This is a genomic window from Dyadobacter psychrophilus, from assembly GCF_900167945.1.
GTDB classification, from domain to species: domain Bacteria; phylum Bacteroidota; class Bacteroidia; order Cytophagales; family Spirosomataceae; genus Dyadobacter; species Dyadobacter psychrophilus.
Genome location: NZ_FUZA01000002.1, coordinates 849,419 through 876,396 on the forward strand (window position 1 = coordinate 849,419; position 26,978 = coordinate 876,396).

Below are 26,978 nucleotides of genomic sequence, written 5' to 3' on the forward strand. Positions count from 1 at the left end.
TTCGCAACAATTACGCCACTTGTTTGGCGAGTTGAATGTTCGCGATGACCTTGATTTTTTCACCGAGTGCCAGCCCGCCGGTCTCGGTCAGCGAATTGAACGTAACATTGAAGTCCTTGCGGTCAATGGTTCCGTTTACTTCAAAACCTACTTTGATATTCCCCAAGTGATCCCTTTCCGTGCCGCCATATTCTGCTTCCAGCTCAACCTCCTTGGTTATTCCTTTCATGGTAAGATCACCAACCAGCTTGTATAAATCTCCTTTGATTTGTGTAAATGACGTTGATGTAAATGTAAACTGAGGGTAAGTCTCAGCTTCAAAAAAATCGGCATTTTTCAAATGTTCGTCCCTTCCTGGCTGACCAGTGTCTACACTCTTTACATCGACGTTAAATTCTATTCCGGCATTTTCGAATTGATCTCCTTCGGTAACTGCCCTGCCATTGAAGGATTTGAAAGAGCCTGTAACTGTTGAAATAACAAGGTGCTTCACCTTGAATTGAACTTCTGAATGCAGCGCATCTACATTCCAAATTGTTTTAGACATTTTAAAGCGTATTTAATTTCATTTTGATACAAACGTCCGTTTGTTCTGACATTCAAAATTAGGAATGTTGGATATACAAAATATAGTAGTATACCAAAGGATAGCACTAACCTCTTGTATACTGCTTTTGTAAAACACTCAAAAAGAATATTTATTAAAAGAAATGTCCATAAAATGCCACGGTTTCATCGGGTGAGCGTGTCCTTGTCCATAGCAAATCAAGATTGATTTGAAGTTTCAGCGATTCTTTAACGCAAAAGATCTTCACTACTTAACAACCATGTCCAATGAAACGCTATGCATTGACTCTACTTTTTAGCCTTTTATGTTTATCTCCTTACAATCTGGTCTTTGGTAACAGCCCGTCGACCGCCGGCGCAGAAACATTCACGGTATGCGTGGAAGCCGAGAATTCCACGGGCGACGGCCCGATTACCGAAGATCCGAATGCATCCAACGGCAAGACGCGTGGCGCACAGGATAACTGGAACCATTACGTGGAGTATGAGGTGAATGACGTGAAAGTCACCGGTTCGCACACCCTTAAGCTCCGTTACTATGCAGCCGGTAATGGTGTCGTAAATATCATGGTGAATGGAGCATTTGGTATCAGGGTAGGCTTGCCCGCCACGCATTCGTGGAATATTGTCTGGGCAGAACACACCATGAACGTCAACCTGAACAAAGGCAATAACAAGATCCGGATCATGGGTGAGCCGTTTTACAGTCCTGTTCGCCAGGATAGGATCTGTGTGACAGGGAGCGCCGGTAATGAGGGACCCGTTTCGTGTGACTTCAATGTAACAGTCTCAACTTCCACTGCAACCCCTGCATGCTCGGAAGAATTTACGCTTGATGCAGGCTGCTCCGGGCCGGGTTGTGACGGGTTGGTGTATTCCTTGGTGGGCTCTGATATTTCCGTAACAGGCCAGTCGGCCAAAGTGAATGCGCCTCCGGCGAACGGAACATATTACTACTCGGTTGCTGCAAACAAAGAGGGTTGTCCGGGTAAAGTTGCCAATACAATGGTAACCGTTACCAGCTGTACGCCGGATCCTGAACCTTTCACTGCATGCATAGAAGCAGAAAATTCTAATGGTACCGGACCGATTACGGACGATCCCAATGCATCAAATGGCAAGACGAGAGGTGCACCGGACAACTGGAACCATTACGTAGACTACATGGTGACCGGTGTGAAAGCTACCGGCTGGCATTTGCTGACGATACGCTATTATGCCGCTGGAAATGGGATTGTAAATGTCATTGTGAACGGAGAATTTGGCATACGGACAGGCCTTCCAGCTACAAATTCGTGGAATATCGTCTGGGCGGAGCATACATTGCGCATTAAGCTGAATAAAGGAGATAACAGGATCCGCATTGTGGGAGAGCCATCTTACAGTCCGGTTCGGCAAGACAGAATTTGTATCAGAGGCGACGGCGGGCCCGACAATCCGCTCTGCGACTTTACCATCGAGGCCACCACTTTGAATGACAGGCCAGTATGTTCGGGTGCATTTACGTTGCGAGCCGAATGCGTGGGTTACGACTGCAATGCGGTTACTTATCAATGGAGCGGCAACGGCGTTGACAAGCCAGGCCGGTTTATTGATGTGAATGCTCCTGCATCCAATGGAACATTCGCTTACACGGTTACAGCAGTTAAAGACGCTTGTGCGCCTAAAACCTCCACCGTCAATATCAGGGTAAGCAACTGCGGAGGTGTGCAGGAACCTTTCAGTACCTGTATAGAATCAGAGGATGTAAGTGGCAGCGGACCGGTCTCGTCCGATCCCAATGCATCGAATGGCGGGACACGGGGTGCCGAAAACAATTATAATTATTATTTAGATTATCCCGTAACCGGCGTGCAAACCGCAGGAACTTACCAGTTGAAACTCCGTTATTATGCCGCCCGCATTGCAAATGTAAGTGTGTCCGTTAACGGCAATATAGCCATCGCATCGGCGCAGCTTCCCGCCACTCATAGCTGGAATATCGTTTGGCGCGAGGAAACACTAAACATTCCGCTGTCAGTAGGAAACAATGTGATACGAATCCAGGGGTTACCTGGCGCAAGCTGTCGGCAGGATAGGATTTGCATAACCGGAGGAGGACAAAACGCAAGAATGGCTGCACCGGAGGCCGGTGAAGAAGGAGAAAATATTTTGTCACTGCAAGCATATCCAAACCCCACCAGATCAGAGTTTAAAGCCGTATTCCAATTAGAGCCGGGCAAGATAGGAACGCTTAGCGTTGTAGATATGAAAGGGAGATCCTGGCATGAGCGACAGGTAAAAGGCAAAGGAACGCACCAGGAGCGTATCAACCTGGAAGGAGCACCATCAGGTATCTATTTGCTGCAAGTAAAAAAGGGAGATTCTCTTGAAACGAAGAAAATACTTATTGCACAGTAAAAATAAGGGGCGGTCTGGTGATTAAAGCCAATAAGACATGTAGACCGCCCCTTCAATGTAAACAAACCTGTGGTAAAAGGAACTCACGTGCGGATTAAATGATTTTAACTAACAGAATTCTTACAGTTAGTTAATCGATATGGCAGACAAACTTATTCAGGATATACCATTTTCAATTCTTGATCTTGCACCGATCACGGAGGGAAATAATGCAGCCACAACATTTGGAAACAGCCTTCGCCTCGCACAGCGCGTTGAAGAACTGGGCTATAAAAGATATTGGCTCGCCGAGCACCACAATATGGAAAGCGTCGCCAGCTCGGCCACCTCGGTCCTGATTGGCTACATTGCCGGCGGCACAAATACGATCCGTGTGGGAAGCGGCGGCATTATGCTGCCCAACCATGCGCCGCTGGTGGTTGCCGAGCAGTTCGGAACATTGGCATCACTTTACCCGGGCCGCATTGATTTGGGACTCGGGCGCGCACCCGGCACAGACCAGGTGACTGCGCGCGCGCTCAGGCGCAACTACATGGAATCCGCCCAGGACTTTCCCGATGATGTGATTGCTTTGCAAACATTTTTTTCAAAAGAGAACAGTAATTCCAAAGTACGGGCGATTCCCGGCGAAGGGCTGGAAATACCGATCTGGATACTGGGTTCGAGTACAGACAGTGCGCAGTTAGCTGCACATCTGGGGTTACCCTATGCATTTGCAAGCCACTTTGCCCCCAACCATTTCCTGACCGCGATAGAGCTTTACCGCCGGAATTTCAGGCCGTCGCGATATCTTGCCCAACCTTATGTAATGGCTTGTGTGAATGTGATCGCAGCAGACACGAACCAGGAAGCAGAGCGTCTTGCTACCTCGTTCTTTCAGCTGGCCACAGGAATTATTACGGGCAAACGCCGTCCCTTGCAACCACCCGTGGAAACTATGGAAGGCCTTTGGGGAGAATATGAAGAAGCCGCAGTGAGACAAATGATGAAGTACACGTTTATCGGCGACAGGAAAAAAGTCGGCAGTGATCTTGCCTATTTTCAAAAACATACTCAGCTCGACGAGTTGATGGTCACCAGTCACATCTATGATCCAGAAGCGCGTATCCACAGCTATGAAGTCCTGAAAAGCGTGCAGGTTGAAAATATTTTAGCTGATTAGCCTAATTGTCAAAGAAACCTGTTTTTAAAAAATCAACCCGCCCTCATCGTAGGGCGGGTTTTGTGTTTTTAAACCCCTGAGAGAAGAGGGGAATTTACCTGTCATTTTCCGTAAAAATACCTGAGTGTAAATCAGTTAGAAGATAAAAGTGGCGCTTGCCGGTTAATAAGTAGTACTTGTTTTTTGCTTCGGGTATGACGTCGTTTGATCCGGATTTCATGAGTTTCTAACAGCTTCGTTAAAGATTTTTTGCTTGTTTCTGTACGTCAGTTTTGGACGTGCATTGAGAGTTCTACCTACTTAAATAGTGAAAGGAGCCAAGCTATGTCTACAGAAAACCAATCCAGATTAATTGCAGTCAGGTATCCTTGTCCCGTCCGCCGCGTCACCATACAATGGAGCAGGCAGGAATGGAAGATCGTTAAACAAGTTCTCGTTCCCAGCATGACATTGCCTGCCCCGGACACATTGCCTGCCGGAGCGGAGAGCCTGGGTTTTTGGATAGAGGCTGTCGATGGCAAGGGAGGCATTTACCAGCGCGAAGTAATGCCCGACCCGTTGCTGGGTATGGAGCAATTTGCAAAAGGCGGCGAAATGACGCGTTTAAACCATCCGCCGCATGACATTGCGCTCGAAATTCTCGTACCTGATGTAGCAGGCATATCCGAAGTACACCTCGTCTCAAACCAAAAGCCTCAGGACGGAGCTACCGCCAGCGGGCCAAAACGCACAGTCCTGGCATTGCCCAGGGAGATAGGCGGCGACATACCCGACCACCCCGGCGGAGGACATCAGCACTAGCGGCTGAACAGGCACATTCCATACTTTTTTTTACCCGTTTCAAACATCAAATCACTATGGCTGCTTCTGATGGAGAAATATTCGGACTGACCAAAATATTGGACAACGGTCCCGACAATCAAAGATTTAATATTGTCATTGTTGCCGAAGGCTTTCAGGGTGCGAATGCCGCCGCCCAGACTGACTTCAACACCCGCTGCCAGGATATCGTTGACGCATTCCGCGCCGAGCCCTGGTTTAGCGAAGGGTTGCTGGCCTCTATTAATATTCATCGCCTTAATGTCCGCTCGGATGATGCCGGCGCGGATAACCCCGCCACTTGCCCCGATATGTCGACTGCCACGGCAGTCTCAGCCGACACCTATTTCGATGCTACTTATTGTTCGTCAGGTATCAGGCGGTGCCTGGCCTGCGACTGGACACTTGTTCGCAGCACGCTTACCGCGCAATTGCCGCAATGGCATGCGGGCGCAGTGCTCGTCAACAGCGCTGAGCGGGGTGGCTGCGCCAGTGGGAATGTTTTTGCCACCGCACTCAGCGCCGACTGGCTCGATGTGGTCATGCATGAACTGGGCCACGCCGCCTTTCGTCTCGCGGACGAGTACAGCACCTGGCAGGGATGTTCAAGCGGAGAAACAGATCGCGACAATGCACCTGCCGGGGAGCCGGCAGATCCGAACATTACGGCCAGTTCCAGTCTTGCTGGCCTGAAATGGGCACACCTTGTGGGGCCGCTGACCCCGGTGCCCACCATGCAGAATCCCGATTGTTCGGCCTGTGACAACCGCGCTAATGTAAGACCGGACGATCAAGAAATTGGCCTATATGAGGGTGCTGGCTATTATCATTGCGGATATTTTCGGCCGGCCTATACTTGCCGGATGCGCAGTTCTTCCCAACCGTTTTGCCGTGTATGTGCCGAAGCGGTACAGGAACGTTTAAGGCCATTTTTTACTGCTCCTGCCCTGGCTGCATCTGTATCCGAGCTTGATTTTGGGAGCGTCGGTAGCGGGTCAACACTAACGCTTACTTTTCAACTCAGCAATGTAGGCAGTGTTTCTGTCAGCGGTATTTCACTGAACAGCGATAGCCCCAACTTTTCTGTCGCGCCGAATTCGTTCGCCAGCATGGCCGCAGGGGAGACGCAAGTGATATCGGTTACGTTCGGGCCTGCATTCACGAACGGCGACCGCACCGGAACGATTCTCATTACAAGTAATGCGCCTACGCTCAGCATCGAGCTGGATGCGAACGTATGTACTCCTTCTGCGCGCATGGATATTCAGACAGCAGACGGAGCGACGACACTGAACTTCGGAGATGTTAGCCGGCGTCTTACCATGTATCGCTGGTTTGAAGTTCGCAACCGCCAGCGACCCTGCGCGTCGCAGTTGCACGTAACACTTGGCGGCACGCCAGCCGGTTTCGAATATGCACCTGGAACAAGCCTGAACTTCACATTAGCGGCCCCAACGCCCGCTCAGTCTTTCACATCCCGGCGTGTTTATGTGGCGTTTTCATCCCCCGTAGCAGGAGGACCTGACTTCAACGGCAACCTGACCATCACCACTCCGGATGATGCAATAACACCTTCCGTCACCCTGAACCTGGTAGCCCGTGCAATCGACCCGCCGCCGGTAGATTCGGTGCTGGTCATAGACCGGTCGGGAAGTATGAGCGAGCCGACAGGCGTTCCGGGCGCTTCCAAAATGGATCTCGCAATCCAGGCTGCCAATCTTTACATTGCTTTGCTGAAAGACAATGACCGCATTGGTATAGTCCGTTTCAACCATTCAGCCAATAATCCCGGCGATGTGCTTCAAACCCTGGTTATTGCTGGAGACCCTGAAACAGGCGCAGGAAGGGCGTCCGCACGGGGCGTGCTGACGGCTGCCAACCTCAGCCCGACAGGTGCAACGTCAATCGGAGGAGGGACGATCCTAGGAAGTACGGTGCTGGATACCGCTGTCGCCAATGCAAGGGCGGTGGTGGTATTGACGGACGGAATCCAGAACACTAGTCCGGACATCCCCGCCGCAAGCACAGCCGTCGCTGGAAAGATTCCCCGGCAACGCGTGTTTGCAGTAGGATTGGGGTTAAATCAGTTGGAAGACAAGCTTGTACAGCTGGCCTCAGTCAACAATGGTGTTGCGCAGATCACAGGCGAGCTGGCGGGTGACCGTGAGTTTTTGCTTCAAAAGCTTTATGTACAGATCCTGAGTGATGTGGCCGATGAAGCCTTTGTCCAAGATCCTACCAACATCCTCTTTCCGGGTACCGAACAGGCTACCGACATATACATTGGGGAGGTGGATGTGGCTGTGGATTTCATCATCGTTTATCGCAAAGCTTCTGCTTATCCGCCCATTGAATTGTGGCTGGAGGCTCCCGATGGTACCATTGTGCGCCCCGGTGACGCAGGAAGCACTTTCCCGAATTTTATGTTTGTGACGGGTGAAGGCCATGTTTATTTCAGATGTCAATTCCCGGCTTTCCCGGATCGTCCGCAGGCACACATTGGCCGTTGGCGGGTGTGGATGGCCAGTCGGCGGGGCCGGCCAGTGCTGAAACATGGGTACGCGCAGGGCAGCAGTGTGAATTTCTACTATTCCGTCATGGCTAAGGCGCGGAGTGACATGCGTCTGAATGGTTTTCTTTCGCAAAGCTCATATGAACCCGGTTCATCCATGCTCTTGGTTCTCGAACCAACTTTATATGGACAGCCGGTTAAGCTCGACGCCCCCGTAGAAGCACGTTTTACGCGACCGGATGGTGTAGTCCGCATCATCACGTTGACAGAAACTGCATATGGACAATACAGCGGAACATTCAGCGACACCTACCAATTGGGCGTTTATCCTGTGTCAACCGTGGTTATGGCCACCACCCCTCTTGGTGCTATTGTAACCCGCTACCGGCTTTTCACGGGATTGGTCTTCAAGCCGGGACAACCCGGTGGTGACCCGAATGGCGGCGACCCTAACGGCGGGGATCCGAATGGTGGAGGAAACGATCCGGATTGCCGCAAAGCCCTAGCTGTACAGAAGCAGCTTGGCGCTTTATTATTGCGGCTGGCGGAAAAGCATCCCGAGGAACGCGAGGAAATTGTACTGTTGCTTGGATGGTTAAAGCTTTTCATCGCTAATTGCTGCAAGTGTAAACGCTCCAAGGAGGATTCACGCAAGCTTCATGCGATCCTGGAAAAAGCCAGACAAATGCTTGACGAGGAAGAAGAGCTCTGATGGATGGATTCAGAACTGCTGCGATATCATACAAGAACTTATTGTTCAAAATGAAATCTTTCAGAAGAATAATATTTCAGCATCTTCGTTCGGGAATGAGATAATTCCATAAAATGAAAAATATGAAATTTACCCTGGTGACATTCTTCGCATTGCTTTTGGTAAGCTGCAATAATGACGACATCGGGATTGAAGACGAAAACGGGCGCAACTTTAAGCAGGACATGCGGGATTATGTGATAGGAATCAGCAAGTCAGCCAAGGCAGTGAACCCTGACTTTGCTGTTATTCCGCAAAATGGAATCGAATTGGTTACAACCAATGGAGAAGATGATGGCGGCCCTTCCACCGCTTACCTATCCGCTATCGACGGTAATGGCCAGGAAGATCTTTTCTTTGGTTATGAAAATGATGACCAGGCTACGGAACCGGAGAATTCCAACTATTTGCGGCGACTGCTCGATGTTTCCAAAAATGCAGGTAAAAAAATTCTGGTTACAGACTACACTGCAACAGCATCAAAAATTGCCGACTCTTACCAAAAAAATGCTGCCGCGGGCTATGTATCGTACGCTGCGACGCAACGCAGTCTCGATGTTATTCCAACCTCCGTTCCTAACAATGTAAATGCAGGAAACATTACGTCATTGAGCCAGGCAAAGAACTTTTTGTATCTTATAAATCCTGAGCGTTATGCTACAAAGGCAGCTTTTATTGATGCGGTTGCTGCCACAAACTACGATGCGGTTATCATGGACTTATTTCTCAATGACGAACCATTTACCGCTGCCGAAGTGGAACAGTTACGCGTAAAGTCCAATGGAGGCAGTCGACTGGTAATTTGTTATATGTCCATAGGAGAGGCCGAAGATTATCGTTATTACTGGCAGGAAACCTGGGCAAAAAACAAGCCTGCCTGGATAGCAGCTGAAAATCCCGACTGGCCCGGTAACTACAAAGTGAAATACTGGAATGAGGAATGGCAGGGCCTTATTTATAAGAACCAGGACTCCTACCTTAGCAAAATTGTTGCCTCCGGTTTCGACGGGGTTTACCTTGATATTATTGATGCCTTTGAATATTTTGAAGATTAAGCAGATTTTCGAGGCAATGTAGCGTTCACGCAGGATCAGACGGGAAAGTTACGCACCATCAACTCATTCGCTTCGCAAAGATTTGACCGGGTTCATGAGCGCGGTGGTTATTGTTTTGCTGGATATTGAAATGACTACCAATAGCAAGACGAACAGGGCAGGAGCTGAGAAAAGCCACCAGCTCAACTCAATGCGCACTGCGTAATGGGCAAGCCAGTTCTTCACTAAAAAGTAAGTTATAGGCAACCCGATGAGAATCGCTATCAGGACAGTTCTGATAAAATCTTTTGAAAGCAAAAGCATCAGGTTCGTAGTGCTTGCGCCAATTACCTTGCGGATCCCAATTTCTTTGGTACGCTTTGACACCGTGAAAGTAGCCAAACCGAACAGGCCCAAACAGGAGATGAGAATCGCGAAGGTCGTTAAGGCACTAAACACGTGCTGAAACCTGTCGTCAGATTTATATTGTTTGTCATATTCGCTGTCCAGAAAGAAATAGCTGAACGGTGAATATGGAAAGTTGGCCCCGTAAACCTTTTTCAATGTTGCAAGCTGCTCTTCGGTGTTTCCCGGCCGGAACTTCACGCTTGCGTAAGATTTGAAATTGGGAGAGTACATATGAACGATCGGAATGTGTGCGGCTTTTGGCGATTCGTAATGGTAATTTTTGACAACTCCCCTGATCGTTGCTTTGCGATTCCACAGACTTACACGCGTTCCGATTGCCTCGGCAGGAGTAGGGATTCCCCAAAGCCGGATCGTTTCCTCGTTAACAATAAGTTGGCGGTCTGTGGTGTCAGCAAAACCGGGACGGGTTAACGCGTCGAAATTCTGACCAGCCAGCAGCTTAATTCCCATTACATTGAAAAAGGACGTATCTATTTCAGTTATATAATAGTTGTAGTAAGTTTTGGTGATAGCATCAGCTAAGTTGACGCCCGTAGTGGTGCCCATTTGGGTTGAACCCAGACCTGGGACGGTGCCGGAGAACGACACTGATTTTACTTGCGATTGGTCGAGCAGCATTTGCCGGAATGCACCATAATCCTGCCCGGCATTGCTGGTAACCGGCGCCTCCACAACCAAAGTGTGATCAATGTTCAGGCCCAGGCTTTGCTGCCGCAAAAACTTTACCTGCCGGTACACGGCAAATGTTTGCACCAGCAGAATAATAGTGATTGTAAATTGGAAGACTACCAGGGACTTACGAAGAACTATGCCTTTTACTGAACGGGAAAAATTACCTTTGAGCACTGTCACCGGATCGAACGAAGACAGGACAAATGCTGGATAAAAGCCCGATATACAGATGCTCAGCAACAGGAATGCGCCGACAGTCTTCCAGAAAAATTTGTCTGTAAATACTGTAAAACCCTCGGGCAGGCCCGCCATATCGACAAATACAGATTGAAGCGCTGCCACTAATCCAATCGCCACGACTCCTGCGAGCACGTTGACAAGAATGGTCTCCATCAGAATTTGTGCCCTGATCTGGTTCCTTGTAGAACCAACGACTTTTCGCATGCCAATTTCCCGAGCGCGATCGAGGGATTTGGAAGTGGTTAAATTTATATAATTAACAAAAGCAGTAAGGAGCACCAGGATTGCAACGCCCAGCAAAAAATACACCGACCTGGCTTCACCATTTGGTTCGGTTTCGTAAGTTTTATGTGAATAAAGGTGAATGTCACTGATCTTTTGTGCGACAACACGCTCATTAACAATCTTCTTTTCACTGATCAATTTATCGCTGAAAGCCGCCAAAGACTTCGCAAAAGCATCATATGTTGTGTTTTCGTCGAGTTGCAGATAGGTGTAAGTGTTATTGTTGTTCCAGTTATCTTCGTTTTCACCAAAGTCCGACAGCATAGTCGGATAGGAAAGGATCATGTCGAATTTCAAATGCGTATTAATAGGACTGTCCGGCACTACACCCACTACATCCAGCAACACGCTGCCTTTTGTTCTTGGAATTTTCAAGGTTTTGCCCACCACATCAAGTGTGTTGAAGTAGGTCAAAGCCAGCGATTTTGTAAGAACAACCTGGCGGGGTTTGGTGAAAATATCTTTACGGCTTCCCCTTAGCAGCGGATAGCCAAACATGGAGAAAAAGGATGAATCGACTGCGTAGACATTATCAACCAAGTAATATTTATCGCCAAGCTGGACCGTTACATTGGGTTTGCGCAGGGGATAGGCGCGGGTGAAATTCACGATTTCATTCATTTCCCGCAGGGCCCTGGCGCCAACCGGCGGATACATCTCAGCATCCTGAGCGTCCAGGGCGCCGCCGTTCAGATAATCCATCGTAACCCGCACGATCCGATCGGACAGCGGGTACGATTTTTCGTAACTCAATTCGAAGCGCACATATTGGATAATCAGCAATGCAACTGCCAAACCAGTGGCCAGGCCCACAATGTTGATCAGTGTGAACATGTTATCTTTCCTGATAACACGCAGGGCAATTTTGATATAATTTTTAAGCATAACTGATGTTTATCAATCCCAATGACACAGATCGCATTTACATATCCTAAATATTATACCCAACAGAAAATCCTCGTATACAAGCTCAAAACGCCATTTATCAGCATTCAGATGTACGATATCGGACAGTTCGGATACGGATTGATCGGATGGTTATTCCTTCTTCGGCGGATCATATGCCAGTATCTTACACGCATGAGGAAATTGCACATTTTTATCACCGCCCGTGAACTAATGTTTTCAAACGGAGGTTCATAGGCATATCGGGAAAAGTCGATATAAGGCAATATGGATCACTTGGAAATTTTTAAAGCCCTATCAAACAAAGCCAGGCTGGAAATCCTGAACTGGCTTAAAGAACCTGAGACAAGCTTCCCCGGGCAGCAGGTCTTTGGCTTCGAACATGGTGTATGTGTAGGTCAGATTCAGCAAAAAGCTGGGCTTACCCAGTCCACAGTTTCCGAATATTTATCCATTCTTCAGCGGGCAGGGCTTGTGACGTCCAAGCGTGTCGGCCAGTGGACATATTATAAGCGTAATGAGGAAGCTTTCCAGGTCCTGAGCCAAATTGTCCAATCAAAAATTTAGTAAATTTCAAAAAGCATGCAAACAGACACCCTGTTCAGGCCGTTTAGCCTGAAATCATTAAATATAAAAAACCGCATTGTCATGGCACCCATGACACGTTCATTCTCTCCTAATGGCATTCCAACAGACACAGTAGCAGCGTATTACACCAAGCGTGCGTACGGCGAGGTCGGCCTGATCCTCTCGGAAGGGACCGTCATCAACCGCGTTTCCTCTTCCAACGACGCTAATGTTCCGCATTTTCACGGTGCAGAAGCACTGGCTGGCTGGCAAAAAGTAATCAGCAGTGTACACGCTTCCGGCGGGGCGATGGGCCCGCAGCTCTGGCACATGGGCATCATGGACAACCATCATTCGGGCTGGGTTCCTGCCGAACCGTTCGAAGGGCCGTCAGGCATGGGAAGGCCTGGTTTCGTTAATGGTAAAACAATGACAGACAGTGATATAGCAGATGTAATTGCTGCGTTCGGACAAGCTGCAGCCGATGCAAAGGAGCTGGGTTTTGACACGATCGAGCTTCATGGTGCACACGGTTACCTGATCGACCAGTTTTTTTGGGAAGAAACAAATAAGCGCACCGATATTTTTGGCGGAAAAACGTTGCCGGAACGTAGCCGCTTTGGAATTGAAGTGATCAAGGAAGTCCGCAGGCGGGTTGGCCCTGATTTTGCCGTTATCATTCGTTTGTCGCAGTTCAAGCCTTCCGCATATGACAACAAACTGGCAAAGACACCACAGGAAATGGAAGCGTGGCTGAATCCACTGGCCGATGCAGGGATTGACATCTTTCATTGCTCCCAGCGCCGTTTCTGGGAACCCGAATTCGCAGAATCCGACCTGAATTTTGCGGGTTGGGCCAAAAAGCTTACCGGAAAAGCAACAATCACTGTTGGTTCAATCGGTTTAACGGGCGAATTTCTGGCTGCATTTGCAGGTGAAAGTTCGGAGCCAAGTTCACTCGACGAGCTGGTAAGACGTATGGAACGCGGGGATTTTGATCTTGTCGCCGTGGGAAGGCCATTGCTGGCAGATCCGTCATGGACAAGAAAAATTCACGAATCGCGGACCAGCGAGCTTAAAGGTTTCACGAAAGAAGCACTCCGTGAGCTGGTTTTAGACTAGTTGCTCCTAACTCTCATTTTCCCTCGGTTACCTGTCGGATCACGCGCAGCCAGTTCAAGCCTAAAATCTTTTTGATTCGCTGGTCGCTGTAACCCAACTTCTGCATTGCAATCGTGATCTGCGGATAATCGCTGATGTCTTTGATTTCACGTGGTAGTTCGGGTCCGCCATCCAGATCGGAACCGAGGGCAATGTGATCCTCGCCGACTAATTTAACGCCATAGTCAATTACGTCAGCCAGCTGATCTACGTGCATCCAGTATGCATCGGGGATAGTTCCTTTAAAGGTAAATGGCAGCTCGCGCGCGAATTCTCTGTCAACATCCTCGATGGTTTGGGTAGTAACCTGGGTGGTGAGTATCCGTGGCGTTTCGGGCTGCGGACTGGGCTGTACCCGGGCTGGATTGTTCTCTTTCTGCCATGCCCAATATTTTGGATTGTTGAACAGGCTGCCAAAATGTACGCCGATAACGCCCCCTTTTGCGGCAATGGCTTTTGCAGCTTCGTCCGTAATGCAGCGTGGATGATCAACGATTTTGTGAAAACCACCGTGGCTATAAATTACCGGGTGACGACTGGCAGCTGCCGATTGCATAATGGCATCGTTGGATGCGTGCGCCACATTGATGACCATGCCGAGGTCGTTCATTTCCCTGATTACTGCTTTTCCGTGATCATTGATGCCGCCCCAGGTGTACACATCGTTGCAGGCATCGATAAAAGCGTTTGTAGTACTGTGGGCAGTCAGCTGCATGGAGCGCAAGCCCAGCTTGTAAAGGGCGCGAAGCAGGTCAAGGTCACCATGAAGGTCATAACCGCCTTCCAAATCCAGGAAGGCGGCTATCTTACCTTTTTTATGGATACGTTCGATATCGGATGCCGTTAGTGCCAGCTCGATCACCGAATTGTTTTTTTTGATTTGGTCCAGTGCCAGGTTTACAACCCGGAAAGTATTTTTAGTCTCGAACCTTCCCGGATAATAGTTTTCAGGTGTATACACTGAAAAGAACATCGCGTCCAATCCGCCTTCCTTAGCCCTTGGAAGATCGACGGTCCCATCCGGATAACGCTGGCCAATATCCGTTTTCAATATCAGCTCGCGGCTCATCACATGGGTATGCCCATCCATCACAAACGCATCACGATGCAGGTCCGGCATTGGTTTGCTTTGGGAATTCAGAAAAAATTCATTGCCAGCCACACCAGTGGATAAAGATTGATTTTTTGAAAAGACATGACCGGCTGCGGGCAAAAGGGTTAAGGATTTTATTACATCTCTGCGTTTCATTCGCTATTTATCGTCGTAATGACCTTTGGAAGAAATAATGTAAACTGTAATGGTATCTTCATCCACCGAATATAGAAGTCGGTGCTTGTCGGTTATCTTTCGTGCATATAATCCTGCGAGGTCATGCCTTTTAAGCTGCGGTTTCCCACGTCCTGTTTTAGGATGTTCTGAAAGCTCCTCGATTAACAGCCTAGCCTTCTTATATGCCTGCGGCTCAGATTTTTTCAGGAATTGTAAGTCTTCTTTTGCTTTATCCGAAAAAACAATGGTATATATCACAGGCTATCAAAAAATGCGTCGAGCTCCTCTTTCGTCTTGATAACTGTGGACTTCCCGTCTTTAATCTCCTGTTGCGAATCTTTGATGCGCTGAATCATTTCGGGAGTGAAATAAAGGTCGTCTTCCGATACAGGAGTAAGCACATATGTTTGTTTACGTCCTCTTCTGATGACCACTTTTTCTCCTCTGTCGGCCATTTCGAAAAAATCCTTTTGCCTCTCTCTGAACTGTCTGCTTGTTGTTTCGATGATTGCCATAGTGTACTTTTTTTGGTACACAAATATAAAAAGTTTTATGAGATAAAAACTTACTGAAACCTATTCACTGAACCCCCGCATATAAGGCACATTCGGCGGGCGCTGGCCGGTGCTGAATTGCGCGCCTCTTGTGGAACGGTATTTCATGTTCATAAATGGCGTTTCGATGCGGCGCCCCACGGCGGAGTACTTGCCGTTTTCCCAGTTTGATTCCATATTATATGCAACGATCCCGGTCGATAAAAGCAGTCGCTCCGCATTGAATGGTTCCTTTTTGGTTACCATCATCTCGGTGATCCAATGAGGCTGGGAGTTGGAGGCGTGATACTGCGAAAAGGGACCAGGCCAGTCGAGCATGGAGATCACCGTGGGGTCTTTTTGTCCTTCTATATCGCCGGCATATGTCCACCCTACACCCTGGCCCGAATATACCGCTGCTTTGGTCTCATCATTATACTCCACGATACATACATTTGGTTTGGCAATCTCCTGAAAATGTCCGGGTTTCAGGTTGAAGGTTGTCCGCACGGCTTCCAGCAGCTTGCCAGCCCAGGGATTGCTTTCGGTCCACTTCCATGTTTCAGGGCCGCGTATACATTGCACCGACCTGACCCCTGTTTCACCTCCCTTGCGGCGCTCTACAAATGCCTGTAAGACATCAACGCAATGAAAAAGTGCTCCCTCATCCGGGGCGCCACCGATAACAACCGACGTTTTCAGGGGTGTATCCATATCAAGTTCGATCTCGGGCTTGCGAAAATAAACTGGTATGGAAGAGCCCCCGCTCAAAGGGAAGTTCAGCTCACGGGATTTGTCAAACATCCATTTAGCTTCGTCCCAACTGTAAGAGAGATGCTTGTCGTTGAAGACGGGCACCGAGCGCTTGCTTTGCTCAAAAACCCGGATCACTTTCTCATAGATCCACCAGCGTGGCAAAAGCCACTGCCCTTTCAGGTTGGTAGGGTATTCCCCATGTTCCCCTACGATGACCACGCCATCCACCGCAAGTTCATTTCCGCCAAGCATGACGGCTTCGCCTACTGTTTTATAGATGGGAATATTTTTGGATTTGCATATTTTCTGACCCAGCAAGCTTGTCTCAAACTGGTGAATGTAAACGGCTGCAACTTCCACCCGTGATGGAGTGTGGGCGCCTTGCCACCAATATCCGTCCAGCAGCTTGGTCACGATCCAGTCCGCATGCGATCTGGTAGCGCCCCAATAACTGACCAGACAAGCTATACGAGGCGGTTTTTGTGCAGTCTGACCAAACGAACCGGGAGCAGTGCCGGTCAGCGCGGCCAAGCCTGCCATACCCGTAAGTCCAATCATTTCACGCCGGGTAAGGAGTGGTTGCGGCTCGCTGGTATCCGGTCCGCTGCCTGCCAATTCGATATATTTTTCTTGCATAATATTTGATGTTGCAGTGATCAAAATCAATTTGCTATTCTGTCATCAAATATAAATCTACACGATTACTTCTAAATAATTTGCTGCTACCGCTTCACAGCATTAAGATTGGAGATTTTGATTAGAGAAATTGAGCTTGTGTCCAAATAGCCCGATTGGTTTGGCACGTTATTTAGTGGTAATACTTGTCACCTTTTTGGGGCAGTGTTTTTCTAAAATTTACATTTTTACCAAACAACCTTCACAATACATAAACCACAGAATATGGGTACACCAACCAAACAGCATTCATTTCTGTATAGAAACGGGCTGGGCTTGCTATTCTCTGCCTTATTTATAGTAACACTTTTTGCTCAGGCCATCACTGGCTTTTATGAACACAATTCAGAACTGGAACAGGACCACGCAGCATCAATCGGCTTTGTCGAATATCTGAATTCCGGGCATTTTATCTCCGCCACATTTGAAAATTTTGAGAGCGAATTCCTGCAAATGGCTTTATATGTTATTCTTACGGTCGGGCTGCGCCAGAAAGGTTCTGCGGAATCCAAATCGCTGGATGAACCCGAGGAGGTTGACAGGGAGCCCAAGCCGGGCCCGGATGCACCTTGGCCCGTCCGGAAAGGAGGGGTCGTTCTGAAACTTTATGAAAACTCACTATTCATCGTTTTTGCGATCTTGTTCCTGGTCAGCTGGTGTTTGCACCTGTACGGAAGTTGGATTGACCATAATGAGCAGCAGGTTTTGAACGGCCAGCCCACGGACACTGTGGCCAATTATCTGACGCAGGCGAACTTCTGGTTTGAAACATTCCAGAACTGGCAAAGTGAGTTCCTGTCAATAGCAAGCATTGTGCTGCTAACTATTTTCCTGCGTCAGAAAGGTTCGCCGGAGTCCAAGCCTGTGGACGCCCCACATTCAGAAACGGGTAAATAAAAAATTAATGTTCCCCATAACATGGCATCCAATAACAATCTGAAAAAAAGTTATCAGAAGTTGCTCAACTGGTACAAGTACAGGGCAGAAGAGAACTCAAAATCGCTCTTAAAGTTGCAAAAGCTCCTGTCGGAACTGGATAGGGAATCGCAGGGTAATGAGGTTTATGATAAAGACATTGATGATTTGGAATCCCTCAAATTCATTTATGAAACCGGTATCCGCAACTTTGAAAGCCAGGTCGATAAATATCAGAAAATGATCAAAGACTTGTAATTTCGCTGCTTACAAGCATTAGTAGCTACTAATTTTTTCAAGAATGGAAGTTCCGATTAAGAATAAGCTGTCTGAGAAAGAGCTTTTCAGGATCAAGAGAATGAAAGAGGTGATTAAAACTACCAATCCACATGGTCACAAAGATTATCTTGAAATAATTTATCTGGAGCAGGGCGCGGGTTTTCATCAGATTGATTTTAACCGTTTTCCTGTCAAACCACACAGCCTGTATCTGGTAATGCCGGGGCAGATCCACAGCTGGGAACTTACTGAAATTCCGAAGGGGTTTGTGGCTATGATCCAAAAGGATTTTCTGGTGGAACATCCGCTTTACCATGTGCTTTTTCAAACATTCCCGTTGCCGTTCCCGAGCGGATTTGACCTGGAAGCAGTAAGTGAAAAGTTCGAGGATATTTTCATAAATATCGAACAAGAATATAATAAAGGTGAAACCAACTACGGCGCGGTAATCCAAACCTACTTGCTGCTACTCTTTAATTTACTTAAACGCGAGATCCGTTCGGAGCAGGCGCAGCCATCTCCACCCTTGCTCAAACAGTTCTTCAACTCATTGGACGCGAACTTCAGGGTGAACCATGAAACAAAATTTTATGCTGATGGCCTGAATACAACTTCTAAAACGCTGAATGCAGCATGCAAAAAGTTTCTGGGAATGACTGCCGGTGCGGTAATTAACGAAAAGCTGACAGCCGAATCCAAAAAGCTGCTTCTGTACTCGCATAAGAATTTGACTGAGCTGGCATTTGACCTTGGTTTTGCGGACGCTTCGCACTTCAATAAGTTCTTCAAGCGCCAGACGGGCGTGCTTCCCGGGGTTTATCGCAAAGGAATTTCCTGAATGTACCAGAAATCGGCGCTAATGTACAAAGTCTACTGTTCTTGTAGAGTTAATTTTGCCAATCTGCTAAATAAGCAGAAACGGCATTTTACTCGACATGAAATTTTTACGGCTCACAGCATTCATTTTACTTGCTTCCATATTGACGGTTAGGGCGCAAACGGGCCTGACCATTACCGGTAATGTTATAGACAGACAATCCAGACAGCCTTTGGCATATTGTTCTGTTGCACTTTTCAAAAGCCAGGATTCGTCACTGGTAACAGGATTGCTAACCTCTGAAAAAGGCTATTTTAAATTTGAAAATATAACTTCCGGCCCCTATTATCTTCAATTGCAATACATTGGTTATAACAAGTTAACGGTCCCGGTGCCTGGTGTTTTTTCGCCGGGAAACATTGTAGAGGTTCCAACCATTGCCATGGAAACGGATCCCAGGACGCTGCAGGAATTGAACGTAACAGCTGATCGGCAGGTGCTGCAAAATAAAGTCGACCGGCAGGTCTATCGGGCAGACAAGTTTCTTAACGGTCAGGGTGGTACAGCTATTGATATTTTGAAAAACACGCCGTCGGTCACTGTCAACAGCGAAGGCGACATTACATTACGCGGTTCATCGGGGTTTCTGATTTTAATTAATGGAAAGCCTGTGCAAACAGACGCGGCAACCATTCTTAACCAGATCCCGGCCAATACGATCGAGAATGTGGAAGTGATCACATCGCCATCTGCCCGTTTTGATCCGGACGGAAAATCGGGCATCATTAATATAACAACCAAGACGGCGCTGGCAGGGTCCAGATCTTTTTCGGCTAATATGCAAGGCGGCTTACCTGCCGTTCACACTTATCACAATTTGAACAATCCAGTCCGTTTCGGAGTAGACGCAACCTTTAATGTTCGTTCAGAAAAGTGGGATTTTAGCCTGAGCGGCAATTATTTGCGGAATGATATCGCAGGGCAGCGTACCGGCGACGTGAATACGACGATTGATAACATATTTACCTCATTCCCATCTGATGGCGAGCGGAGTTTCGTCCGTTATAATTATACGGCCAGAGGTGCTGTTTCTTTCACTCCGCGCCCCAACGATACATTTTCGGCTGGATTCTACACAGGTTACCGTTCCCAGTCACGCCGTGCGGACATTGTATATAATAACTCAAAAACCGACCTCGCGACCAACGAGACCATCGGAAGCATTACTTACTTTAATTCAAATGTGGCACGCAAATCGGGCCGGGTAACATTGGGAAATCTGGATTATACACACACCTTTAAAAACAAATCGGCACTTGCTGTTTCTGGGCTCGTTGAGCATGCCGCTATGGATGGGCTTACAACGAATATCAATCTGCGGGAACCAGGCCGGGGTGAAATCCTGCAAAGCAGCCGGAACCCAAGCAACAATCCGCTGAATGCATTGCGGTTGAAAGGGGATTATACCGTCAATGTGGGCCGGGGAAAGTTGGAAACCGGCTATCAATACCGGAATCAGGTTCAGAAAGGCACCTTTCAATATCTTGATCTGGATTTGGAAACCGGCGCATTCAATGTTATTCCGGAATTTAGCAGTAATACCAAAGTGACTAACCAGATCCATTCGGTTTACGGGCAGTATTCAGCCAAACAAGGCAAAATGGAATATACGGCCGGGTTGCGTTACGAATATTCCAAGCGGGTATTCTTTGCCGACATGGAGGGAGCCAGGACGCTGAACTTGTCTAACCTTTTTCCTTCGCTTAACCTGCAATATCAGTTGGCCGAATCGCTTCGTGCACGGGGCGGATACAGTAAACGTGTGCAGCGCGCGACGAATAGCGAGCTTAACCCGTTTCCCGAGCGTGAACATTCTGAGACGCTGGAATCAGGAGATCCGGACATCTTGCCCGAATTTATCGACCTGTCTGAACTTGGGATCGTCAAAGACTTTAAAGAAGGCAGCATCTTTGTCACAGCTTATAATCAGCGTATTAAAAATGTCGTAAACCGGGTCAATAGCGTTTATAATGACACGATATTGAACCGGATCTACACCAATGCCGGCTTGGCAACGTCCTGGGGACTGGAAACGGGCAGTACAATTAATGTCCGGAAGTGGTGGCAGATTTATGCTGGCGGTAATTTATATCATTATAAATTAAAAGGTTCCCTGTTTAATGATGATGTAAATGTCAATACGGCCAGTTGGGTTTACGCCATCAATGCGAATACAACATTCAAGCTTGCCAAGAATTTCCAGGTCCAGGGGTCGCTGAATTATTTGTCTAAACGGGTCACCGCGCAAGGGGAAGACTCGCGTTTTATAACTCCCAATCTTTCCGCCAGAAGCACATTTTTGAAAGGGAAACTTGCGGCCACATTGCAGTGGCAAAATGTTGATCTTGGCCTCCTGGGTTCTAACCGTCAGCGGATCACGACTTTTGGGAAAAACTTTTTTACAACAACTAATTACATTCAGGAGACAGATATTTTTCTGCTCAACCTGAGCTACAATATCAATCAGACCTCCAAAAAGTCGAAATTGCCATCAAGCGAATTTGGAGAAAAAGAGTTTTGATAAATTACTTTGTCGCCCATAAATGCAGGTCGTGATCTGATTAGAATGGCGGATTGTACAGGGATTACTTTTTAGGTAAATTTCTCCTGAAGTCCGATGGATTTTGGCCCGTGTGCGCTTTAAATATCCTGTTGAAATGGCTCTGATCGGAAAACCCTGTGAGGTAGGCAATTTCCGACAATGTATGGTCCGGATTCTCAAGAAGGTCCATGGCTTTTTCGATGCGTAGTTTCCGGATATATTCACCAAAGGACAAGTTGCTGAAATACTTGGAAAACTCGCGGGAGACGTATGAAGGATGGATTTGCAGACCTTCCGAAATTTCTTTCAGGCTTAAACTAAGGTTCGTGTCGATCTGGTCCTGAATAATTTCTTTGAGCTCTTTGGCCCATTTCGGGGTTTTTTGGTTTTCGGTCTTCTGTTTGTCCAGATAGGCGTTGAAAACAGCCAGAAGCATCTTTTCGGTTGGGTTTTGTGTATGTTTTTGTTTTTGGAGATGTTTCGCCCAGCTATAAAGTGCATCGTAAATAAGCATCCCTTTTTCAAGTAACTCGTGGTCGTCGGTAATGTTATAGGCAAGTCCCGCCGAAATTGCCCACAGCCCCGACGATTGAGAAGCCAGCGAATGGGCATCCGTGTCAGCTCCCCGGATAATGACTGCCATATCCTTTAAGGCCGGATCCTGGATATCATATCTTTCCAGGAAGAAATCGAATGTGCAACGATCCTCATAATGTGTGAATTCCGTGTCCGGAATGTCAAAAGGCGTGGCATCCAGTTCAAGTGCCTTTGCTTTCACCTGATCAAATGGGACGAAATAGATCTGTGCATCCGGATCGATGAATCTTTTGATCAGCCAGGGACAGGCTATCCGGTCAATTTTAGGGCGCTCACGCGTAATCCAATTCATTGTCTGAAACACTATAAAAATCCTGTCAAAGATAGTGCTTGCCAGGTGCATAATCGTGTCAAATCAATGATTTTATACTATCCATAAGCCGTGGATACGCCGATTTTTGTGTTTTAAAAATATAAATATGGAAACGACACAAAACGCGCAAACTGACATTGCATTCGAATCCCACAAAAAATTCCAGCGGATTGACGGGCTTAAAATGGCCTACATTGACAAAGGCAACGGTGATCCGATTGTTTTCCTTCACGGAAACCCTACGTCGGGTTACATTTGGCGAAATGTTTTGCCGCATGTCCAGGACTTAGGACGTTGCATAGTTCCTGACCTGATGGGCATGGGTGACTCGGATCATTTCAAAGAGGCGGCGGATTACACTTTCGAAAAGAATGAGCGTTATCTGGATGCGCTTTTCAGTGCGCTCGGCCTTCAAAAAAATATAACATTTGTTGTGCACGACTGGGGCTCGGTGCTGGCTTTTTATTGGGCACGAAAACATCCAGGTGCAGTGAAGGGAATCGTTTACATGGAATCCATCACGCGGCCGCGTTCCTGGGAGGAAGTGCCCGGCGCGGCACGCGAAACTTTCCTGAAGCTGCGATCAAACGAGGGGGAGCAAATGGTGCTTGCCGGGAATTCGTTCATCGAGTTTAATTTGCCAAAAACGATTTTGCGCACATTATCGGATGAAGAAATGGCAGCATATCGCCGGCCTTTTTCCGAGCCGGGGGAGGGCAGGCGGGCTATGCTCAGCTGGGCCAGGCAGTTGCCGTTGGGCGGCGAGCCTGTGGAAATGATCCGGATCGTGAATGAAAACAGCAGCTGGCTTGCAGAAAGTCCTTTCCCGAAACTCTTCATTGAAGCCATCCCTGGAACTCTGGCCGATGCAGAAAAGCAAGCTTGTATGCGCTGGCCAAATCAGACCCATATAACAGTGAGCGGACATCATAACTTGCAGGAAGATTCTGCCGGGGAAATCGGTGTGGCCATTGCAGAATGGTTGCGGAAAATCAGGTAAATTGATATATTCACGTATTATCCCATGCAAATATTCGAACCTGCTTCCTGTCTGAATCCATTCATTAAGGCGTTTACGGTTGTTGAAAGCAACGGCACATTCGTAAGCCGGTTATTGCCCGATACATCCGTGGTAGCAGCTATTCGTTTGCAGGGACGTGTGCATTACCAGCAGGAAAATGGCAATTCCTGCCTTCCTGTCTTATCTATATCCGGTTTAAGGAAATCGGTTAAAATAGCGGAATACGATAAAAACAGCGTCAACATGCTCGTCCAGTTCAGGGAGGGCGGCGCGGCTGCCTTCTTCGACTTGCCCATGCACGAATTGTTCGAACTGAATGTTGGGCTGGATCATTTTTTCAAATCTTCCGAGTTAATGTTGCTACAAGAACATTTGGAAGCAGCGGGATCCATTCCGGGCAAAGTCAATGTTGTCCAGCAGTTTTTTATTGCAAGAATCCGTGATAGAAAACCTGACCTGCTTATCGCGCATTCTGTGGAAAAAATAAAGGTAGCAAAAGGCATAGTCAGTGTGAAGGAATTGTCTGATGACCTCTACGTCAGCCTGGATGTTTTTGAAAAGCGATTTCGCAAAGTGGTAGGAACAACGCCAAAGCAGTTTGCCGACATCGTACGCATGAAAGCATTGATCGGACAAGGACCGTTGACCAGCCACCTCCTTGAATCGGCGCTGGATGCCGGTTTTTTTGATCAGTCCCATTTTATCAAGAATTTCAAAAAATTCACTGGTCAAACGCCCGGCGAGTTTTTTGGTGACTTGTAATTCGTGAATAGCCTTTTTCTCGTGTGCACTTGCAAGCGGAACGATTTTTTACAGCATCGTCTTCCGACAGGGTTTTCATGCACTGTAAACCCTGTTTTGATTCTCACTTCACAACATAACGAGATGCTGGACAGGCTTAAAGAAGATCTTAAACAACAAATTATTGAACAATTGAACCTGGAAGAGGTAACGCCGGCCGACATTGATGAGGACAAGCCGCTTTTTCATAGTTCAGGCCTGGGTCTGGATTCGATCGACGCGCTGGAATTGATAGTGATGCTTGAAAAATACTATGGAATCGAGGTTCTGGAACCACAGGAAAGCAGAAGGGCATTCAAATCCATTTCCTCAATGGCTGACTATATTCGTGAAATAAAGCCCGGTCGCTACTAGTAACCGGGCTGTTTCTGGATCAGACAATGCCGCCCATTAAGGGGTCGGTTTTGGTAACGGCGCCTGTCTCGACGTGCCCTGCAAAACGCTCTTCAAAATGTTCCCCGCCATTGATTTTAACGCTGAAATCATACCAGTTGAATGTTTTCGAAAGGTCAAGGATGATCGTGGCTTTTCCTTTGGCTGCGATTGTTTTGTGTTGTTCGCCGGTTTTGTAACTGTTGTCGGAAACGGACAGCTGGTGTGATTTTGAATCCATGTTCTCGATGAAGACTTCTATATTTCCCGTCAGTTTTTTGCCCGTACTTTGGTAAGCGCAAGTCACTTTCAGCAGCGGATTGTTTCCATCACCTTTAAATTCGCGGAAAAAACCGTTAGGGCCGTACACGCGCAAATGATATTTTGATTCTGAAAAATCACCGATATTCCATTCGTCCAATAGCGTATCGCCTGCGGATGCACTATAATCCCAGGAGCGAAGCGGATCGTTCTGATACGGGTTCATGGCGTAGACGCGAAAAGGTGCACCACTCGATTTTTGACCAAAAACTGCATTACCGGCTTTGAAAGACAATTGCAACTGATTTTTTGTTTTGTCAAAATATGCATTGGAATACAATTCATAAGGCAGCGCACATGCAGGGCGAACTCCTTTTTCCTGCGTTGGAAAAGCGGGAGACTCACGCAAGTTTTTGCTGATTTCCGCGATTTCCGATGCTGACAAATTTTTGAAATTGTCGGGCGTTTGCCGGAACTGCGCCTGATGGATTCCTTCAATGAACTGGTTCTTGTCAAGAAATGCGGGCTTTTCGATCTTTTCACCATTATAAGGCCGGAAAACAGAGGTCAAGTCGCCGCAAATAGTCCTCCGCCAGTTCGTGATATTTTCTTCCCGAACGTTTTTGCCGAATTTTTTTTCAATAAAGTTTTCCAGGAATTGAAGCGACGATGTGTGATCAAAAACTTCGGAATTGACAAATCCGCCACGCGTCCAGGGCGAAGCAATGATCATCGGCACGCGGTAACCCAGGCCGATAGAACCGTCGCGCAGTTTGGCGTCGTTCATGGATGGGTTGGTCTGCTGCTTCTTGGTAGCGAAATCCATTTTCGGGTCGATTCCTGCTGACACTTTACCGGTGTTTTCCTTGTAAGGATTGGGAACTGTGTAAGGCGGAATATGGTCGAAATAGCCGTCGTTTTCGTCGTATGTAAGGACGAAAATGGTTTTCTTCCAAACCTCAGGGTTTTTGAGCAGGATCTCCATTACCTCGCTTACATACCACGGCCCAAACCAGGGTTCGCCGGGATGGTCGGAGAACCGCGCTGGCGGCATCAGCCACGATACTGCCGGTAATGTTCCCTGCTCCACATCCTGCCTGAACTGATGGAATATGTCGCCTTTTGGTACATTCAGTGTGCGTTCGGTCCCGTTGTCATTGTATTGTAAAGGGGTGAGCGTCTGGAAGTCAGCATCACTGATGTTGGTGGTAAATGCCTTTGTATTAAGATTTTTACCCGTTTCGGAAAGGCCGGAGAATGTTTCTGCATTGAATTTCTTCTGGGCCGTTTCATAGTTGGCGAGCAGCTTTTTGGCGGCTGCCAGTTTTCTGTCTTTCGATTCGTCCGCAGGCTGTTTTTCCAGCTCCGCGATGGTTTGAAGCACCGTTTCTTTTTTGGTCTGCAAATTGGCGATGCCTCCCTCATGAAAGCGGACATTATAGGCCTTAAAGTATTCCAGCACGTTTGTGCCAAAATTGCTCAGCCACGAGCTTTCCTCACCTTTCAAACCATAACCCATGGTAATTTCATTCTGATAAACTTTCCAGGGAATACCATTTTCTTCCAGCCTTTCGGGATAAGTTTTCCAATCCAGCTCGGGATATACATAATTGCTGATATTCCACAAATGCGCCAGCGCGTCGGTTTCATTCTTTTCCCGCACTGTCCCACTCATCCAGTAGTAGCGGTTTGGATGCGTGCCGGTGATGCTCGAACAGAAATTATGGTCGCATACGGTGAAAGCGTCGGCGAGCGAATAGTAGAATGGGAAATCGTTCCGGTCGCAATAGCCCATGGTAAGGGGAATGTGCGAATAGTCCTTTTTGTTTGGCTTTTTCACGTCCAGCCAGCGGTCGTATTTGCCATCATTCATAGCATCCGTCTGGTCTGTCCAGCCGTGGGGGATCGAGCCCATCCAGGCAATTTTGGTGTCTTTAACATTCAGGTGAAACGGGCTGTAAGTATCTCCTTCTGCATTGGATTGGAACCAGACCTTGTTTTTATTTGGCAAATCAATCGCACGGGGATCATTAAAACCGCGAACGCCCTGCAATGTGCCCAGCTGATGATCGAATGAACGGTTTTCGAGCATCAAAAAGACGACGTGCTCGGCGTCATAGAACGTACTTCCGGGCTCCGGGTTGATGGCAAGTGCCCTTTGAATGACAGGGGGAAGCATATTGGCCATTGCGCCGCTGCCGGCAAGTAATGCTGCTTTTTTTAGAAATTCTCTTCTCGAATCCATTTATTTATAAAATAAT

23 protein-coding genes are annotated in these 26,978 nt (G+C 47.7%); 15 read left to right on the forward strand and 8 right to left on the reverse strand.

The genetic code is table 11. The features are described 5' to 3' along the window. Positions 1-10: 10 nt before the first annotated feature. On the reverse strand, positions 11-547 hold the full coding sequence (locus tag B5X68_RS10545; RefSeq protein ID WP_082214641.1) for a YceI family protein: 537 nt from the start codon (positions 545-547) through the stop codon (positions 11-13). A gap of 287 nt (positions 548-834) precedes the next feature. On the opposite strand from B5X68_RS10545, the gene B5X68_RS10550 reads away from it, so the two are divergent. The 5 genes from B5X68_RS10550 to B5X68_RS10570 all read left to right on the forward strand — a co-directional run bounded on the left by B5X68_RS10550 (position 835) and on the right by B5X68_RS10570 (position 9,266). Beyond that, positions 835-2,967, forward strand: a complete 2,133-nt coding sequence (locus B5X68_RS10550) for a T9SS type A sorting domain-containing protein (protein WP_082214642.1) — start codon at positions 835-837, stop codon at positions 2,965-2,967. Positions 2,968-3,106: 139 nt separating this feature from the next. Continuing rightward, positions 3,107-4,129: an LLM class flavin-dependent oxidoreductase gene (locus B5X68_RS10555; RefSeq protein WP_082214643.1), complete on the forward strand. Its 1,023-nt coding sequence runs from the start codon at positions 3,107-3,109 to the stop codon at positions 4,127-4,129. Positions 4,130-4,453: 324 nt separating this feature from the next. Then, positions 4,454-4,930 carry a hypothetical protein gene (locus B5X68_RS10560; protein WP_141110264.1) on the forward strand — a complete coding sequence of 159 codons (477 nt, stop codon included), beginning with the start codon at positions 4,454-4,456 and terminating at the stop codon, positions 4,928-4,930. 56 nt (positions 4,931-4,986) lie between these two features. Then, a complete protein-coding gene (locus tag B5X68_RS10565) occupies positions 4,987-8,172 on the forward strand; it encodes a M64 family metallopeptidase (RefSeq protein ID WP_082214645.1) in 3,186 nt (1,061 codons plus the stop codon). A 122-nt stretch (positions 8,173-8,294) separates the two neighbouring features. Further along, a complete protein-coding gene (locus B5X68_RS10570; RefSeq protein ID WP_082215309.1) occupies positions 8,295-9,266 on the forward strand; it encodes an endo alpha-1,4 polygalactosaminidase in 972 nt (323 codons plus the stop codon). A gap of 63 nt (positions 9,267-9,329) precedes the next feature. Here the strand turns inward: B5X68_RS10570 and B5X68_RS10575 are convergent, their stop codons facing one another. After that, positions 9,330-11,756, reverse strand: a complete 2,427-nt coding sequence (locus tag B5X68_RS10575; RefSeq protein WP_082214646.1) for an ABC transporter permease — start codon at positions 11,754-11,756, stop codon at positions 9,330-9,332. Positions 11,757-11,777: 21 nt separating this feature from the next. Between B5X68_RS10575 and B5X68_RS10580 the strand changes: the two genes are divergently transcribed. From B5X68_RS10580 to B5X68_RS10590, 3 genes are read left to right on the forward strand one after another with little or no spacing between them, the layout of a single operon-like run. Beyond that, positions 11,778-12,014: a hypothetical protein gene (locus tag B5X68_RS10580; RefSeq protein ID WP_082214647.1), complete on the forward strand. Its 237-nt coding sequence runs from the start codon at positions 11,778-11,780 to the stop codon at positions 12,012-12,014. A gap of 30 nt (positions 12,015-12,044) precedes the next feature. Beyond that, positions 12,045-12,344: an ArsR/SmtB family transcription factor gene (locus tag B5X68_RS10585; RefSeq protein WP_082214648.1), complete on the forward strand. Its 300-nt coding sequence runs from the start codon at positions 12,045-12,047 to the stop codon at positions 12,342-12,344. A 15-nt stretch (positions 12,345-12,359) separates the two neighbouring features. After that, positions 12,360-13,466: an NADH:flavin oxidoreductase gene (locus B5X68_RS10590; protein ID WP_082214649.1), complete on the forward strand. Its 1,107-nt coding sequence runs from the start codon at positions 12,360-12,362 to the stop codon at positions 13,464-13,466. A 13-nt stretch (positions 13,467-13,479) separates the two neighbouring features. Here B5X68_RS10590 and B5X68_RS10595 read toward each other — a convergent pair whose 3' ends face one another. Genes B5X68_RS10595 through B5X68_RS10610 form a run of 4 tightly spaced genes read right to left on the reverse strand, consistent with a single transcriptional unit; the run spans position 13,480 to position 16,700 of the window. After that, positions 13,480-14,754, reverse strand: coding sequence for a dipeptidase (locus B5X68_RS10595; protein WP_082214650.1), 1,275 nt, complete (start codon positions 14,752-14,754; stop codon positions 13,480-13,482). 3 nt (positions 14,755-14,757) lie between these two features. After that, a complete protein-coding gene (locus B5X68_RS10600; protein ID WP_212567996.1) occupies positions 14,758-15,033 on the reverse strand; it encodes a Txe/YoeB family addiction module toxin in 276 nt (91 codons plus the stop codon). Beyond that, complete coding sequence (locus B5X68_RS10605) at positions 15,030-15,290, reverse strand: hypothetical protein (protein WP_082214651.1); 261 nt, start codon at positions 15,288-15,290, stop codon at positions 15,030-15,032. Before B5X68_RS10605 ends, B5X68_RS10600 begins: the two co-directional genes overlap by 4 nt. 60 nt (positions 15,291-15,350) lie before the next feature. Further along, complete coding sequence (locus B5X68_RS10610; protein WP_082214652.1) at positions 15,351-16,700, reverse strand: hypothetical protein; 1,350 nt, start codon at positions 16,698-16,700, stop codon at positions 15,351-15,353. Between the two features lie 264 nt (positions 16,701-16,964). On the opposite strand from B5X68_RS10610, the gene B5X68_RS10615 reads away from it, so the two are divergent. From B5X68_RS10615 to B5X68_RS10630, 4 genes are all read left to right on the forward strand, one after another. Further along, positions 16,965-17,636 (forward strand): DUF6766 family protein, encoded by a 672-nt coding sequence (locus tag B5X68_RS10615; protein ID WP_082214653.1) that lies wholly within the window; start codon positions 16,965-16,967, stop codon positions 17,634-17,636. A gap of 21 nt (positions 17,637-17,657) precedes the next feature. Next, on the forward strand, positions 17,658-17,912 hold the full coding sequence (locus tag B5X68_RS10620; protein WP_082214654.1) for a hypothetical protein: 255 nt from the start codon (positions 17,658-17,660) through the stop codon (positions 17,910-17,912). Between the two features lie 43 nt (positions 17,913-17,955). Next, entirely contained in the window at positions 17,956-18,771 is an 816-nt protein-coding gene (locus B5X68_RS10625; protein ID WP_082214655.1) for an AraC family transcriptional regulator, read from the forward strand. A gap of 97 nt (positions 18,772-18,868) precedes the next feature. Continuing rightward, entirely contained in the window at positions 18,869-21,331 is a 2,463-nt protein-coding gene (locus B5X68_RS10630) for a TonB-dependent receptor domain-containing protein (protein WP_082214656.1), read from the forward strand. A gap of 64 nt (positions 21,332-21,395) precedes the next feature. Here B5X68_RS10630 and B5X68_RS10635 read toward each other — a convergent pair whose 3' ends face one another. Then, positions 21,396-22,241 carry a chromate resistance protein ChrB domain-containing protein gene (locus B5X68_RS10635; protein WP_082215311.1) on the reverse strand — a complete coding sequence of 282 codons (846 nt, stop codon included), beginning with the start codon at positions 22,239-22,241 and terminating at the stop codon, positions 21,396-21,398. A gap of 127 nt (positions 22,242-22,368) precedes the next feature. Between B5X68_RS10635 and B5X68_RS10640 the strand changes: the two genes are divergently transcribed. The 3 genes from B5X68_RS10640 (at position 22,369) to B5X68_RS10650 (ending at position 24,438) form a co-directional block, all read left to right on the forward strand. Continuing rightward, positions 22,369-23,262, forward strand: coding sequence for a haloalkane dehalogenase (locus B5X68_RS10640; protein ID WP_082214657.1), 894 nt, complete (start codon positions 22,369-22,371; stop codon positions 23,260-23,262). A 24-nt stretch (positions 23,263-23,286) separates the two neighbouring features. After that, positions 23,287-24,045, forward strand: a complete 759-nt coding sequence (locus B5X68_RS10645) for a helix-turn-helix transcriptional regulator (RefSeq protein WP_082214658.1) — start codon at positions 23,287-23,289, stop codon at positions 24,043-24,045. A gap of 96 nt (positions 24,046-24,141) precedes the next feature. Further along, positions 24,142-24,438, forward strand: a complete 297-nt coding sequence (locus B5X68_RS10650; RefSeq protein WP_310588646.1) for a phosphopantetheine-binding protein — start codon at positions 24,142-24,144, stop codon at positions 24,436-24,438. 19 nt (positions 24,439-24,457) lie between these two features. Here the strand turns inward: B5X68_RS10650 and B5X68_RS10655 are convergent, their stop codons facing one another. Continuing rightward, positions 24,458-26,962 (reverse strand): phosphocholine-specific phospholipase C, encoded by a 2,505-nt coding sequence (locus tag B5X68_RS10655; RefSeq protein WP_082214659.1) that lies wholly within the window; start codon positions 26,960-26,962, stop codon positions 24,458-24,460. Between the last annotated feature and the right edge of the window lie 16 nt (positions 26,963-26,978).

Bases quoted from the DNA above. Each gene is read 5' to 3' on its own strand.
- B5X68_RS10545 (WP_082214641.1), bottom strand. From the start codon at position 547: ATGTCTAAAACAATTTGGAATGTAGATGCGCTGCATTCAGAAGTTCAA.
- B5X68_RS10550 (WP_082214642.1), top strand. From the start codon at position 835: ATGAAACGCTATGCATTGACTCTACTTTTTAGCCTTTTATGTTTATCT.
- B5X68_RS10555 (WP_082214643.1), top strand. From the start codon at position 3,107: ATGGCAGACAAACTTATTCAGGATATACCATTTTCAATTCTTGATCTT.
- B5X68_RS10560 (WP_141110264.1), top strand. From the start codon at position 4,454: ATGTCTACAGAAAACCAATCCAGATTAATTGCAGTCAGGTATCCTTGT.
- B5X68_RS10565 (WP_082214645.1), top strand. From the start codon at position 4,987: ATGGCTGCTTCTGATGGAGAAATATTCGGACTGACCAAAATATTGGAC.
- B5X68_RS10570 (WP_082215309.1), top strand. From the start codon at position 8,295: ATGAAATTTACCCTGGTGACATTCTTCGCATTGCTTTTGGTAAGCTGC.
- B5X68_RS10575 (WP_082214646.1), bottom strand. From the start codon at position 11,756: ATGCTTAAAAATTATATCAAAATTGCCCTGCGTGTTATCAGGAAAGAT.
- B5X68_RS10580 (WP_082214647.1), top strand. From the start codon at position 11,778: ATGACACAGATCGCATTTACATATCCTAAATATTATACCCAACAGAAA.
- B5X68_RS10585 (WP_082214648.1), top strand. From the start codon at position 12,045: ATGGATCACTTGGAAATTTTTAAAGCCCTATCAAACAAAGCCAGGCTG.
- B5X68_RS10590 (WP_082214649.1), top strand. From the start codon at position 12,360: ATGCAAACAGACACCCTGTTCAGGCCGTTTAGCCTGAAATCATTAAAT.
- B5X68_RS10595 (WP_082214650.1), bottom strand. From the start codon at position 14,754: ATGAAACGCAGAGATGTAATAAAATCCTTAACCCTTTTGCCCGCAGCC.
- B5X68_RS10605 (WP_082214651.1), bottom strand. From the start codon at position 15,290: ATGGCAATCATCGAAACAACAAGCAGACAGTTCAGAGAGAGGCAAAAG.
- B5X68_RS10610 (WP_082214652.1), bottom strand. From the start codon at position 16,700: ATGCAAGAAAAATATATCGAATTGGCAGGCAGCGGACCGGATACCAGC.
- B5X68_RS10615 (WP_082214653.1), top strand. From the start codon at position 16,965: ATGGGTACACCAACCAAACAGCATTCATTTCTGTATAGAAACGGGCTG.
- B5X68_RS10620 (WP_082214654.1), top strand. From the start codon at position 17,658: ATGGCATCCAATAACAATCTGAAAAAAAGTTATCAGAAGTTGCTCAAC.
- B5X68_RS10625 (WP_082214655.1), top strand. From the start codon at position 17,956: ATGGAAGTTCCGATTAAGAATAAGCTGTCTGAGAAAGAGCTTTTCAGG.
- B5X68_RS10630 (WP_082214656.1), top strand. From the start codon at position 18,869: ATGAAATTTTTACGGCTCACAGCATTCATTTTACTTGCTTCCATATTG.
- B5X68_RS10635 (WP_082215311.1), bottom strand. From the start codon at position 22,241: ATGAATTGGATTACGCGTGAGCGCCCTAAAATTGACCGGATAGCCTGT.
- B5X68_RS10640 (WP_082214657.1), top strand. From the start codon at position 22,369: ATGGAAACGACACAAAACGCGCAAACTGACATTGCATTCGAATCCCAC.
- B5X68_RS10645 (WP_082214658.1), top strand. From the start codon at position 23,287: ATGCAAATATTCGAACCTGCTTCCTGTCTGAATCCATTCATTAAGGCG.
- B5X68_RS10655 (WP_082214659.1), bottom strand. From the start codon at position 26,962: ATGGATTCGAGAAGAGAATTTCTAAAAAAAGCAGCATTACTTGCCGGC.